Below are 13,370 nucleotides of genomic sequence, written 5' to 3'. Positions count from 1 at the left end.
CCCCCGCGGTGGTGAGCAAGCTGCACCGGCACGACGCAGCTCCTGCTCTGAATTGCAGCGTGTGCCTTTCCGGAAGTCCGATAGGTGAGGTTTAGAGCGCCTAGCTTTGCAGCTTGGCTGCAGAGTCCTTGCCCGCCCACCGTCGCGGGACACGCCGTGAATCCGTCCATGGAGGCTCTGGCGCGGCATCCATGCCGCTCAAGGTCCCGCGACGGTAGGCGGACAAGCACCAGTCGGGATGGTCGGTGTGCCTGGCTGCAAGCGGTGCATGACGTCCGCTCTCCGGATAGCCGGGAGTTGGGGGCATCTTCCCAACGAAAGCCGAGCAGCGGGCAAGCTTTTAAAGTAACCGACCAACTCTTGGTGCGTTGTCCTCGCCGGTTGCCGGACCCGTGGCGGCATGGATGCCGCCACGGAGCCTCCGCAGACGGATTCACGGCGTGTCCCGCAAGGGACGAAGGCATCGCGCCCTCGACTCATCGAGCTTTTGACTTGCGTATGCGGACAGTCAGACGATTGAACAGCCGGACGACGCCAGGCGCTGCGACAGGTTGCGTCAGCCGGCGATGACCAGGCGTGCACCGAGGCGCATGCCGGCTTCGGCCTCGCGCAGCCACTGCGCCATGTCGCGCGGCGACAGCGGCCGCGAATAGAAGTAGCCCTGGATTTCGTCGCAGCCCTGCTGGCGCAGCAGTGCATCTTCCTGCACAGTCTCCACCCCTTCGGCCACCACCTGCATGCCGAGCGCATGGCCCAGATGCACGATGGCCTGGGTCACTTCGGCGGTGTTGGCGTCGTCGAGCATCCCCTGGACGAAGCTGCGGTCGATCTTCAGACGCTGCACCGGAAAGCGGTTGAGGTAATGCAGGTTGGAGAAGCCGGTACCGAAGTCGTCCACCGCCAACAGCACGCCATTCTGTTCGAACAGCTCGAAGCAGCGGCGCAGCGCATCCGAATCGCGGATCAATGCCGATTCGGTCAATTCCAGTTCCAGGCGCGAGGGCGACCAGCCGTTGTCGCGGCAGATTTCCAGTACACGCTCGGCAAAGCCGCGCTCGCGCAGCTGTACCGCGGACACATTGACGGCGATACGGCTGAAATTGAGCCCGGCGCGATCCCAGACCACGGCCTGGCGGCAGGCTTCGCCGATCACCCATTCGCCCAGGCGCACGATCTCGCCGCACTCTTCGGCAATGGGAATGAACTCGACCGGGCTGCACTGGCCATGGCCGGGGCGATTCCAGCGCATCAACGCTTCGATCGCGGGCGAGGATTCGCCCACCGTATTGACCAGCGGCTGGTAGACCAGGGTGAACTCTTCGCGTTCCAGCGCGCCTTGCAGCGCGTGTTCCAGCTCCAGGCGGCGCTGTGCACGCATCAGCACGTCCTGGCTGTAGTAATGGAAGGTGTTGCGGCCCGATTCCTTGGCTGCATACATCGCCGCATCGGCGGCGCGCAACAGGCTGTCGAAATCCGACAGGCCTTCGCCCTGCAGCGCGATGCCAATGCTGGCACCGAGCTTGAGGGTGACATGGTCCTTGCGCAGCGGCTCGCCAAGGGCGCTGATCAACTTGCGCGCAACGTGGCCGGCGTCTTCCGGTTCGGAGAGATCGCGCAGCAGCACGATGAATTCGTCGTCGCTGAAGCGACCGAACAGGTCGCTGTTGCGCAGATGCTGATGCAGGCGCGCAGAGGCCAGCTTGAGCAGGTTGTCGCCGGTGGCGTGACCGAACGAATCGTTGATGCTCTTGAAGCCATCCAGATCGATCAGCAGCATTGCCAGTACCTGGCCACGTTCGTGCGCTTCGCGAATCGCGTTCTCCGCCTGCTCGCGCAGCAGGAAACGATTGGGCAGACCGGTCAGGCGATCGTAGTGGGCCAGCAGCTCGATGCGCTCGTTGGCCTCGCGTTCGCGGGTAACGTCACGGAACAAGGCGACGAAACGCGGCGGCAGGCCTTCGCGGCGGTCCAGCTCGATCAGCACCTGTACCCAGATCCGCTGGCCGGAATTGCGGTAGAAACACAGTTCCAGCTGTTCGGGCAGGCCACCGTCGGAAATACGCAGCAGCGCCGCCTCGAAGGCGTCGCGCGAATCCTGCGTGTAAAGCGACAGCGCCTGCTCCAGGGTGATGTTTTCCTTGCGCAGGCCGTGGATGCGGTAGCACTCCTCGGTCCATTGCATGCGCCGGGTGTCGACCTCGATCTCGCAGCCGCCGATCTTGCCCAGCGCGGACACGCGGTTGAGAAGCTCGGTGCGCCAGCGGATCAATGCATCGGTCTGGCGCTGCTCGGTGACGTTCTGCAACTGGCCCAGCAGGCGCACCATGGCGCCATTGCCGTCGAACACCGGCTGCGCCCAGACCCGCAGGTGATGCGGATTGATGCTGGCAGGCCCGTTGATCTCCAGCTCGAAATGCACCGGCACGCCTTCGTGCTTGATCTTGCGCCAGGCACTGCGCAGATGTGCAACCGATGGCCGCCCCAGCAGACGCAGGATGTCGCGGATGCCCTGCAGACGCAGTTCGGTCATGCCGAGCTGCTGCAGGAAATCCGGCGATACCCACAGCGCGTCCTTGAGCGTGTCCCAGCTCCAGCTGCCCATGCTGGCGATGCGCTGAGCCTCTTCGAGCTGGGCCTGCTGCTCGCGCAGCTGCTGCTCGAGCAATTTCTGGTGGTGCACGTCGGTATGCGTGCCGACCATGCGCAACGGGCGGCCGTCGGCTGTCCGCGAGACCACCCGGCCGCGGTCGAGGATCCAGCGCCATTGGCCGTCGTGCTGGCGCAGGCGGAATTCGGCCGTATAGGTATCGGTGCGCCCGTCCAGGTGCGCCTGCACGGCAGCACTGACCTGCGCGTGGTCGTCCGGATGGATCAGCCCGGACAGCGCGGTGAGATTGTTCGGTAGCGGCTGCTCGGAGTAACCGAGCATGCGGGTCCAGCGCTCGGAGCGGTAGACCACATCGGCCGGAATATCCCAGTCCCACAGTCCGTGATCGGCGCTGTCCAGGCCCATTTCCCAGCGGCTGGTGCCGTCGGCGCCCATCGGCTCGGGAATGCTCAGGGTGAAGGCCATGACCTGGCCATGCTCATCGCAGACCGCGCGGAGCCAGCCTTCCAGGCGCCCGCCGCCGGCCCCCGGCAGCACGCAGGCGGTCATGCCGCCGCTGCTGGCCACCTGGGCGCGACTGCTTTCCAGGACTTCCACATAGGCGCCAAGGGTGGCCGGCAATCCCAGCGATTGCGCAACACGGTTGGCCGCCAGAGGCTGACCATGCGCATCCAACAACACCACCGCCGAGGTCAGCGGGTGCTGCAGCATGCTTGCAATGACGCCTGAGTCCACTCTGGAACACTCCGAAGAATCGACCCCTGCCTTCGGAGTCGCAATGGATAACGGCCGTTTCCTGGATTAGTTGAGGCGCGTGTTTCGGGCTCGACCGAACCGGGCCGAGTTGCGGCTAAGATGGTTGCATCGCCAGCACCAAAGGTCGTCCGCGGACCCATGCCCCATCCTGTCGCCGCGCCCGCGTTTTCGTCCGCTCCCGTGTCCCGCCTTCGCCTCGCCGAGCGCCTGCAGCAAGGTCTGTGGACCTTGACCGGGCTGTATTTGCTGGTCGGCGTGATCTGGCTGCTGCTGGGCAACCGGCTGCTGCACCTGGCCGGCGCCGCCATGCCGGAGCGCTGGTCGGACGCGAGCTTTCTGCTGCTGTCCAGCGTGGTGATCCATCTGGTGCTGCGCCGTTTCGTGGCGCTGATCGTGGAAGAGCACGCACAACTGGCGCAGTCGGAGGCAGTGCTGCAGGCCAAGTTCCTGGCCTTGCCCAGCCCGGCCCTGGTCTACGACCTGGCCACGCTGCGCATCCTGGATGCCAACCCGGCGGCGCTGGAGTTCTTCGGCTGGGAGCGCGACGAATTTCTGCAGCAGACGCTGCAGGCGATCTGGCCCAACGCCGATGGCGCGCGCCTGGAGGAAATCATCACCCAGATCCGCGCCAAGGGCGACGCCACCTGCACCTTGCACGAGGATCTGCTGACCCGCAGCGGCTCGCGCCATGTCGAGATCCGCAGCAACCAGCTGCATCTGGCCAGCGGCCCTGCCCGCCTGGTGGTCACCGTGGACCGTAGCGAAGAACGCCAGGCGCAGCATTTGCGCGACGAGGCGCTGCAGCGGCTGGAAGAAGCGCAAGGCATCGCGCGGCTGGGCTCGTGGCAGCTGGATTGCGCGACCGGGTTGGGACGCTACTCGCCGGCGGTGTATCGCCTGCTCGGCCGCAGCGTGCCGATGCATCGGCGCGACCACCGGCTGGAAGAACTGTTGACCGCCTCGGACACCGCCACCCAGACGCGGATCGAACGCATGATCGAGGACATGTGCACCGGCGGCGAAGTGCAGATCGATGTGCTGCTACCGCTGACCGGCGGCGATTCGCAGCCGCGCACCGTCCATCTGCGCGCCGAAAGCGTGGCCAGCCCGAACGGCACCCGGCATATCCATGGCACGCTGCAGGACGTCAGCGAACGCGAGCAATCGCGCCGGTTGCTGCGCGAGCGCGAGGAGCAGTTCCGCGAGCTGGTCAGGGTGCTGCCGGATGGCGTGCTGATCCTGGCCGACGAGCACGTGATGTATGCCAATGCCGCCGGGTCGGTGCAGTTCGGTTTCCAGGGCGAAACCATCCTGGGCGAACCGCTGCAGACCCTGGTGAGCGACAGCGACCTGCCGGTGGTGCGCGAGTACCTGCGCGCCGGCAGCGATCGCAACGAGCCGGTGTCCAGCGCACGGGCGATGCGCCGTCGCGATGGCAGCACCTTCTATGCCGGCCTGTCGGCCGGTGACATCCGCTATGGCGGCCGCAGCTGCAAGTTGCTGGTGGTGCGCGACCTGAGCGAACCCGAACGCATGCGCGATGCGCTGGCCGAGAGCAACGCCGAGCTGCAGGCGATGGCCAAGCGCCTGTTCTCGCTGCAGGAGGACGAACGCCGTGCGATCTCGCGCGACCTGCATGACGACATCGGCCAGGCCATCACCGCGATGAAGCTGTCCGCTCATGCCGCACTGGACGAACCGGACCCGGACGCGCGCCGCGAGGACCTGCTGGAAGTGGTGTCGCTGGCCGATAGCACCGTGACCAAGCTGCGCAACCTGTCGATGCTGTTGCGTCCGCCGCAGCTGGATGCGCTGGGTCTGGAAGCGGCCTTGCGCTGGCAGGCCTCGATGTTGTTTCGCGCATCGCCGGTGCGGTTGGAGCTGGATATCCAGGCACTGGACGTGCGGCCGGGCAACGAGATCGAGCAAGCATGTTTCCGGATTGCGCAGGAAAGCCTAACCAATGCGCTGCGGCACGCCTGCGCAGGCGAAGTGCGCATGCGCCTGCACTCGATCGACAGCGAGAGCTTTCGCCTGGAAGTCAGCGATGACGGCGATGGCTTCGAACCGGAAGGCCCGCGCGGGCTCGGGCTGATCGTGATGCGTGAGCGTGCGCAAACCGTCGGCGGTGCGCTCGCGATAGAATCAGCCCCCGGAGCAGGCACGCGCGTGACGTTGCGCCTGCCCTATCACCCGGTCGGCGAGTCCGTCCACGACGATGGTGGACGTTAAGTCATGTGGAGCCCCGTAATCCCGCCCGGCCTGGAAATCGTCAAGCCCACCCGCCTGGGCGCGGGCAACCCCGAACTGCTGCATCTGGTGGACGCTGCCGCCTCCGGCGGTCCGCCGTTGATGGTGTTCCATATCGATATCGACCACTTCGCCTCGATCAACGAGAACATGAGCGCCGAGGTCGGCGATCAGGCGCTGACGCTGGTCGCGCGCCGGCTGCAGGACTTCCTCGGCGCGCGTGGCAAGTTGTGGCGCCACGGCAGCGATGAGATGGTGGTGGTGGCGGTGCGGCGCGAAGACACCCCGCTGCCGGAAGATTTTGCCGAAGAGATCCGCCAGCAACTGGAACTGCCGTTGTCGGTGCTGCCGTACACCTTGTTCATGACCGGCAAGGTCGGCATCAGCCTGTGCCCGGAGCACTCCACCTCGCTGTCGATCCTGCTCGACTACGCCGAGGAAGCCAGCTACCAGGCCGCACGCGAAGGCGGCAATACGGTGCGGCTGTATACCCGCAACTCGACCACCAACGCGCATAGCGAAAGCATCATCGCGCGACAGATCGTCGATGCGATCCCGCATGGCGAACTGCGCCTGCGCTACCAGCCGCTGGTGAGCGCGCGCGATGGCCGCATCGTCGGCATGGAGGCGTTGCTGCGCTGGCAATCGCCCACGCTGGGCATGCTGGTGCCGGAACGCTTCATGCGCACCGCCGAGCGGTTGGGCGTGATCGTGCAGATCGGCGAATGGGTGCTGCAGAACGCGGTGCGTCAGGCGCGGCTCTGGCGCGACCAGGGCTTCGACGATTTCAGCATCGCGGTGAACGTGTCCACGCTGCAGTTGCTGCGGCCGGGCTTCTTCAACGAAGTGATGGCGATGCTGCAGACCGCCGGCGTGCCGGCGCAGTTCGTGACGCTGGAGATCAACGAAAGCGCGTTGACCAACAACGTCAACTTCGTCCACGAGACGATGGCCAACCTGCGCAACGAAGGCATCAGCCTGAGCCTGGACAACTTCGGCACCGGCGATTCCAGCCTGAGTGCGCTGGTGCGCTATCCGGTGGACCGGCTGAAGATCGACCGCAGCTTCATCAAGAGCGCGCCGGCCGGCAGCCGCGAGGCGGCGATCGCGCGCGCGATCATCGCGATGGGTCATCAGTTGGGCATGACGGTGATCGCCAATGGCGTGGAATCGCAGGCGCAACTGGGCTTTTTGCGTCGCAACGATTGCGACATCTTCCAGGGCTATCTGTTTGGCGAACCGATGTCGGCCGAGTCGGCCGGCATGGCGCTACGCCGCCGCTATCTGCGCCCGGAATCGTTCGCCGAAAGCCGTCCCGACCGTACGCTGCTGCTGCTGGACGACGAAGAAAACGTGTTGCGCTCGCTGGTGCGGCTGTTCCGCCGCGACGGTTACCGCATCCTGGCCGCCGGCAACGTGCGCGATGCCTTCGACCTGCTCGCCACCAACGACGTGCAGGTGATCCTGTCGGACCAGCGCATGAGCGACATGAGCGGCACCGAGTTCCTGGGCCGGGTCAAGATGCTCTACCCCGACACCGTGCGCCTGGTGCTGTCCGGCTATACCGACCTTGCCACCGTCACCGAAGCGATCAACCGCGGCGCGATCTACCGCTTCCTGACCAAGCCCTGGAACGACGACGAGCTGCGCGAGCACATTCGCCAGGCCTTCCGGACGCACGATGAGCTGCGTAACGGCCGGGAATAGGGAATCGGGATTGGGGAATCGGTAAGGCAGTGCACTGGCCCTGCGTGTTCCCGAGATTTTCAATTTGCGCGTCAAGCGCAAATCACAAGCAAACCCCGCTCTACCGATTCCCGATTGCCCACTCCCGATTCCCAGCGCGCCAGCGCTACCGCGGCTGCCGCACCGGCAATACGATCCTGAAACTGGCCCCCTGCCCCGGGACGCTTTCGACATCGATGCGGCCGTGGTGCTTGTTGATGATGCCGTAGGAAATCGACAGGCCCAGGCCGGTGCCGCTGCCGACCGGCTTGGTGGTGAAGAACGGGTCGAAGATGCGTTGCAGCAGGTCCGGGGCGATCCCGGCGCCGCTGTCCTGGAACTGGATCCAGACGTTTTCGGCCTCGTCGCGGCCGGTGGTGACGGTGATCGTGCCGCGCTCGACAATCGCCTGGCCGGCGTTGAGCAGCATGTTCATGTAGACCTGGTTGAGCTCGGACGGCAGGCATTCCACCAATGGCAGCTCGGCGTAGTTGCGCTCCAGCGTCACCTTGTATTTGAGCTCGTTCCAGATGATGTTGATCGTGGATTCGAGCCCGGCATGCAGGTCGACCATCTTCCACGACTCGGAACGGTCCGAATACGAGAAGTCCTTGAGGTCGCGCACAATGCGGGTGACCCGCTCGATGCCTTCGCGCGACTCGGCCATCAACTGCGGCAGGTCGCGGCTGATGAAGTCGATGTCGGCGCGGTTGCGGATCTCGTCGATCTCCGGGATTAACGCCTTCGGATCCGGCGCCTGCAGCGCGCGCTCGTAGGCTTCGATCAGCGTGAACAGGCTGCGCAGGTATTCCTGCAGGCTGCCCAGATTGGAGTGCACGTAACCGATCGGGTTGTTGATTTCGTGCGCCACGCCGGCGGCCAGCTGGCCGATGGAGGCCATCTTCTCCGATTGCAGCAGCTTGTCCTGGGCACCGTTCAGACGCAGATAGGCCTGGCGCAGTTCGGCGTGGCGCTGCTGCAGCTCGCGCTCGTAATCCTGCTGGCCTTCGATGTTATGGAACAGCGCCAGAAAGTGCCCGACGCCCTGTTCTTCGTTGTAGTACAGATGCGCAATGACCACGCGATCGGCAACCGGCAGGCTGCCGGTCCAGCTGCCCTTGCTGCGCGCCTGATTCAGCGCATCCGATGGCAGCACCTGCGAGATCCGCTCGCCGAGATTGCGGTCGTCGGCGGGATCTTCCCTGCACAGGCTCTGGCGTGCGATGGCGTTGGCCAGGATCAGCTGCCCGTCTGCGCGGAACAGCAACACGCCCTCAAGCATCTGGTCGCCGAAAGCGCGCAGCATGGCCGAGGACGGTAATAAGGCTTGATTGAGAAAAAACTTGGCAGTCACGGGACAGGGCGGCGTAGAGGACGCTTCAATATACGCCGAACCGCCCAGGCCCCGTATTGCGCGGCGCCACGCTCCTGCACACCGGGCCCGTCAAGGCTGCACCACCACGCCGCCGGCGCGGCCTGTGCGTGCGCTCGGGCACGCTGCGGCGCGTCAGGCCACGGCCAGCGAACGACCGCCGCGCAGCACGCTCGACTGGCCCTTGGCATCGTAGGACGGCGCACTCTCGGTGCGGCCCAGATGACGCAACGCCCAGTTCACCTCGCGACGCCGGCGTGCCAGCAGCGCGCCGTTGGCGCGGTTGGCTTCGGCCAGTTCGCGCAGCCGCTCTTCTTCGCCCTGGGGCATTGCCGCCTCCAGCGCGCGCAGCGCCGACAGCTTGTCCTGCGTGTGCCGCATCAACCCATCGATGTCGTTCTCGAGTAATGCCTGGCGTTCGCCGGCCAGCGCATCGCTGAGACGTTGCAGGAACTCGTTCACATTCATCCTTTGGGTCGGGAATTAACCCGCCAGTTGCTGATTCAGATCCATCATGCGGCTGGCGATGGCATCCGGATTGATGGAATAGCTGCCGTTCTGCAACGCATCCTTCACGGCCTGGACGCGACCGGTGTCGATCGCCGAGGACTGCGACAGCGTGCGCTGCAAGTTCTGCAGGTTGGTCGCTTCACCGGTCAGCTTGACGCTGTCGGTCGGCGGCAATGCGGCGATCGGGGACGCGCGGTCTTCACCGGCCGAAGCGATCTTGCTGCTCGTGGCCGCGGTGCGAAGGGTGGCAGCGGTCGGTAGATTGCCTTCGATTTTCTGTGTCATGTCAGGAACTCCTCTACAGGTCGTAGGGGATAACGGCATGCCAAAAAAAAACTTTATAGCGAATTTCTATCTGGAGACCAAAACGGTCCCGCTCGCTTCGACAATCCCCTGCACCACCCGGCGCGATGAGGAATTTTCTACCGACACCCGCTCGTTCTCACCGGCATCGGACAGCGCGCGACCGCTCATGCGCACCTCCAGACCGCCGTTGCGCGACACCAGCGGGACCGTGTCGCCGCGCCGGACCAGCCGCTGCGTCACCAGATCGTTGGCCGAGAGCAGCGAACCGGCCGGCAGGATGCGCCGGGCGCTCTTGCCCACTGCGGCCACCGGATCGGCCAGCACCGCGCCGACGATGCGTGCGGCGTCACGCTTTTCGATACTGATATCGGCCAGCGAAATGACTTCTCCAGCGCTGATGCCGCGGCGCAGCACCAACACGTCCTGATTGCGGCGCACCTTCAGCGGCACGAACAGGCGCCAGCCAGCCGGCTGCGGACAGGCCACTTCCACCGTATTGGTGCCGGTCGGCTGCGCCTGCAGCGCAATCGGGCAGGCCGGCATGCGCAAGCCCGGATCGAGCGTGGCCTCGGCCTCGGCATCCGGGCCAACGGTGGCCAGTGCCGCAGCGCGGATGGAATCGACAGACTGATAGCTCTGGGCCCAGGCCGGAGCGGCAGCCAACAAGATGACAAGCAGGAGCAGGCGCATGGGACCAGATCCGGAGGAAGACGGAATAGGCAGTGCAAGTGGCGTGCCTGTTTTTTGAATCGGGAATCGGGAATGGGGAATCGGTCGGGGGCTTAGCCTTGATCGGTCTTCACTGGTGATGTGCGATTTCCTTAGTGAACACCGTAGGTACGTCACACCACGGCCCTTCGCCTCGGGCTTGCTGCAAAAAGCCCTCCGCTTTTGCGATTCCCCATTCCCGACTCCCGATTCCCGACAGCGCCCCACGCCAAGCTGAAACCGCTCAAGTTTTCCGAGGGCGCTGTCGATATCTGCCCCATGACCCACGATCTGCTCAACCGCATCGACCAGCGCACGCGTCTGGCTGGCCACAACCGACTGGCCCTGCTGCTGTTCCGGCTGGGCGGGCGCCAGCTTTTTGGCGTGAATGTCTTCAAGGTGCAGGAAGTGCTGCGCCGCCCGGAGTTGTTCCAGGTGCCCGGCCTGCCGACCGAGTTCGCCGGCGTTGCCGACGTGCGCGGGCGTTCGGTACCGGTGCTGGACCTGGGCCTGGCAATCGGCCACCCGGAGCGCGATGCGCACTCGGAGAACGGCCCCGGCTACCTGGTGGTGGCCGAATTCAACCGCTCGGTCCAGGGTTTTCTGGTCAGCGGCGTGGAGCGCATCGTCAATATCGCGGTGGAAGATATCCATCCGCCGCCGGAGCTGGGCGCCGAAGCCACTTATTTGACGGCGGTGACGCGGTTCCAGGGCGAGCTGATCCAGGTCATCGACGTGGAGAGCGTGCTGGCCGACATCGCCAAGGTCAGCAAGGACGTGCAGCTGGATCCTTCGCTGCAGCTGGTCGCCTATGACCGGCAGTTCCAGGTGCTGGTGGTGGACGACTCGCGCGTGGCGCGTCAGCAGATCCGCAGCGTGCTCGACCAGCTCGGCGTGGCGGCGACCTTGTTGTCCGACGGCCGCCAGGCGCTGGACCACCTCTTGCAGGTGGCAGCATCAGGCGAGAATCCGGCCGACCGCTATGCAATGGTCATCTCCGACATCGAGATGCCGGCCATGGACGGCTACACGCTGACGACGGAAATCCGGCGCACGCCGGGGTTGCAGGGCCTGTACGTGCTGCTGCACACCTCCTTGTCGGGCGTGTTCAACAACGCCATGGTCGAACAGGTCGGCGCCAATGCCTTCGTGGCCAAGTACAGCGCGCACGAACTGGCCGATTACGTGCTGGCCCGCCTGAAAGTGGTCGCCGAAGCGGCCTGAGCAGGCCACAAAGCGGCTGCCGGGTCGGAGCCGACAATAGCGATGAGCGCTGCGCTGCAAAGGTGCGGCGTCATGGAAGATCGCGCGGTTGGGGTCGGTGGGTCGACACCTGTTGAAGTGACACCCCCGACTTGAAGTAACACCCCGACGCCGGGCAGCGCTCAGGGTCATGCGGGGCCTTCCGGCCTGGCGCACCTGAGTGAGCCACGCTGCGACGGATACAGGTCCACCCTGTATCCCGGACGGCCAAGTTGCCGTTCGTCGGCGGCGCCGATAAGTCTCCAAGTTCCCCGACCCGCACCACCCCGATTGGCACAAACATTGCTTTCTCCCTGGTAACACTTCGCGGGAGAGCACCGTGTCCAATTCCATCTCGTCCTTTCTAGGCATCCACGGCGATGCCCTGCCGCTGCGCGAGCAGCGCATGAAGCTCATTGCCAGCAACCTGAGCAATGTGGACACCCCTGGCTACAAAGCCAAGGACATGGACTTCGAGGCCGCGCTGAAATCGGCCGAAGGCGTGCGCGACGGCACCCTGCTGCAGACCACCGACGCCAAGCATTTCGAGATCGGCAGCAGCGGCGGGCTCAACCCGTTCCAGATCACCCGCGAATCCGACCAGCCCAGCCTGGACGGCAATACCGTCGATCCCGATGCCGAACGTGCTGCCTACGGCCGCGCCGCGCTGGAATACCGCGCCTCGCTGAGCTTCCTCGAATCCAAGGTGCGCTCGATGCTCACCGCGATCACCGGCCAATAAGTCATGAGCAATCTTCCCATCTTCGATGTGGCCGGCTCGGCGCTGCACGCGCAGTCGGTCCGCCTGAGCACCATCGCTTCCAACCTGGCCAATGCCGACTCCGTCGCTGGCTCGGCCGAGGCGACCTACAAGCCGATCGAGCCGATCTTCCAGGCCCAGCAAAGTCGCCAGGACCCCAGCCTGACCTCGGTGAACGTCAAGGAGATCACCACCACCAACGCGCCGCCGATCCGTCGCTACGAGCCCGGCCATCCGCTGGCCGATGCCGACGGCTACGTGTTCTCGCCCGACGTGGATCCGGTCTCGCAGATGGTCAACATGATCTCGGCCTCGCGCAACTACCAGGCCGGCGTGGAAATGCTCAACACCGCCAAGGAACTGGCGCTCGCCACTCTGACCATGGGTCGCTGACCCGCCTAGCTGACCCTTCCCTTACGGACCTTTTCACATGAGCACGATCGGTAGTGACCTCTACACCAGCCTCGGGCTGACCTCCAGCAGCGCCACAGCGACCAAGAAAAAGGAGGAATCGCTCGGCCAGGCCGACTTCCTCAAGTTGATGACCGAGCAGCTGCAGCACCAGGACCCGCTCAAGCCGATGGAAAACAGTGCGTTTCTGGGCCAGTTGGCGCAGTTCTCCACCGTGCAGGGCATCGGCGACCTCAATACCAAGGTCAGCAGCTTCTCCGCAGCGCAGAGCAGCGACCAAGTGCTCAAGGGCGCCTCGCTGGTCGGGCACAACGTGCTGGTGCCCTCCGCGCAATTGGCCATCGATGCGACCAACTCGGCCAAGGGCGTGGTTGCGGCAACCTCGGCCGGCACCGTCAATTTCGAAATCACCGATGCCAACGGCGCGTTCGTCAAGCAGCTCAGCGTGCCGGCCAGCGCCGCCGGCGAGGTGTCGTTCGCCTGGGACGGCACCGATGCCAACGGCAACCGCATGGCCGCCGGCAAGTACGGCGTGACCGCCACCCAGACCGACACCGCCGGTGCCAAAAGCAAGTTGTCCACCTATGTCGACGCACCGGTGGACAGCGTCACGATCGGCTCGGACGGCCTGTATCTCAACCTGACCGGGCTAGGCACTTCCCCGCTCGCCAACGTGCTCCGCGTCAGCTGAGCCGGCAACCGACACTCAAAGGACCTCATCC

Annotated in this window: 11 protein-coding genes; 6 read left to right on the top strand and 5 right to left on the bottom strand. The window is 65.1% G+C overall.

What is annotated here, in order from left to right:
* Positions 1-556 precede the first annotated feature (556 nt).
* Positions 557-3,343, bottom strand: coding sequence for an EAL domain-containing protein (locus EO139_RS08785; RefSeq protein ID WP_181116226.1), 2,787 nt, complete (start codon positions 3,341-3,343; stop codon positions 557-559).
* Between the two features lie 120 nt (positions 3,344-3,463).
* Here EO139_RS08785 and EO139_RS08780 point away from each other — a divergent pair, with 120 nt between their 5' ends.
* Together EO139_RS08780 and EO139_RS08775 are read left to right on the top strand one after the other, a co-directional pair.
* Entirely contained in the window at positions 3,464-5,596 is a 2,133-nt protein-coding gene (locus EO139_RS08780; protein ID WP_164739794.1) for a PAS domain S-box protein, read from the top strand.
* 3 nt (positions 5,597-5,599) lie between these two features.
* On the top strand, positions 5,600-7,321 hold the full coding sequence (locus EO139_RS08775; protein WP_039521514.1) for an EAL domain-containing protein: 1,722 nt from the start codon (positions 5,600-5,602) through the stop codon (positions 7,319-7,321).
* Between the two features lie 145 nt (positions 7,322-7,466).
* Here EO139_RS08775 and EO139_RS08770 read toward each other — a convergent pair whose 3' ends face one another.
* The 4 genes from EO139_RS08770 to flgA all read right to left on the bottom strand — a co-directional run bounded on the left by EO139_RS08770 (position 7,467) and on the right by flgA (position 10,217).
* Entirely contained in the window at positions 7,467-8,693 is a 1,227-nt protein-coding gene (locus EO139_RS08770) for an ATP-binding protein (RefSeq protein ID WP_104582670.1), read from the bottom strand.
* Positions 8,694-8,846: 153 nt separating this feature from the next.
* Complete coding sequence (locus EO139_RS08765) at positions 8,847-9,179, bottom strand: hypothetical protein (protein ID WP_024939614.1); 333 nt, start codon at positions 9,177-9,179, stop codon at positions 8,847-8,849.
* A 15-nt stretch (positions 9,180-9,194) separates the two neighbouring features.
* Complete coding sequence (gene flgM / locus EO139_RS08760) at positions 9,195-9,506, bottom strand: flagellar biosynthesis anti-sigma factor FlgM (RefSeq protein ID WP_104582672.1); 312 nt, start codon at positions 9,504-9,506, stop codon at positions 9,195-9,197.
* Between the two features lie 66 nt (positions 9,507-9,572).
* Positions 9,573-10,217 (bottom strand): flagellar basal body P-ring formation chaperone FlgA, encoded by a 645-nt coding sequence (gene flgA / locus EO139_RS08755; protein ID WP_104648710.1) that lies wholly within the window; start codon positions 10,215-10,217, stop codon positions 9,573-9,575.
* A 297-nt stretch (positions 10,218-10,514) separates the two neighbouring features.
* Between flgA and EO139_RS08750 the strand changes: the two genes are divergently transcribed.
* The 4 genes from EO139_RS08750 (at position 10,515) to EO139_RS08735 (ending at position 13,339) form a co-directional block, all read left to right on the top strand.
* Positions 10,515-11,459, top strand: coding sequence for a chemotaxis protein (locus EO139_RS08750; RefSeq protein ID WP_104582674.1), 945 nt, complete (start codon positions 10,515-10,517; stop codon positions 11,457-11,459).
* Between the two features lie 358 nt (positions 11,460-11,817).
* Positions 11,818-12,219: a flagellar basal body rod protein FlgB gene (flgB, locus tag EO139_RS08745; RefSeq protein WP_104533384.1), complete on the top strand. Its 402-nt coding sequence runs from the start codon at positions 11,818-11,820 to the stop codon at positions 12,217-12,219.
* A 3-nt stretch (positions 12,220-12,222) separates the two neighbouring features.
* Entirely contained in the window at positions 12,223-12,630 is a 408-nt protein-coding gene (gene flgC, locus EO139_RS08740) for a flagellar basal body rod protein FlgC (RefSeq protein ID WP_005914451.1), read from the top strand.
* Positions 12,631-12,667: 37 nt separating this feature from the next.
* A complete protein-coding gene (locus tag EO139_RS08735) occupies positions 12,668-13,339 on the top strand; it encodes a flagellar hook capping FlgD N-terminal domain-containing protein (protein WP_104582675.1) in 672 nt (223 codons plus the stop codon).
* The last annotated feature ends 31 nt before the right edge of the window (positions 13,340-13,370 follow it).

The organism is Xanthomonas sp. BRIP62411 (assembly GCF_003993525.1).
GTDB classification, from domain to species: domain Bacteria; phylum Pseudomonadota; class Gammaproteobacteria; order Xanthomonadales; family Xanthomonadaceae; genus Xanthomonas; species Xanthomonas euroxanthea.
The sequence above is the reverse complement of the archived record's forward strand: the minus strand, read 5'-3'. Positions and strand labels throughout refer to the sequence as shown.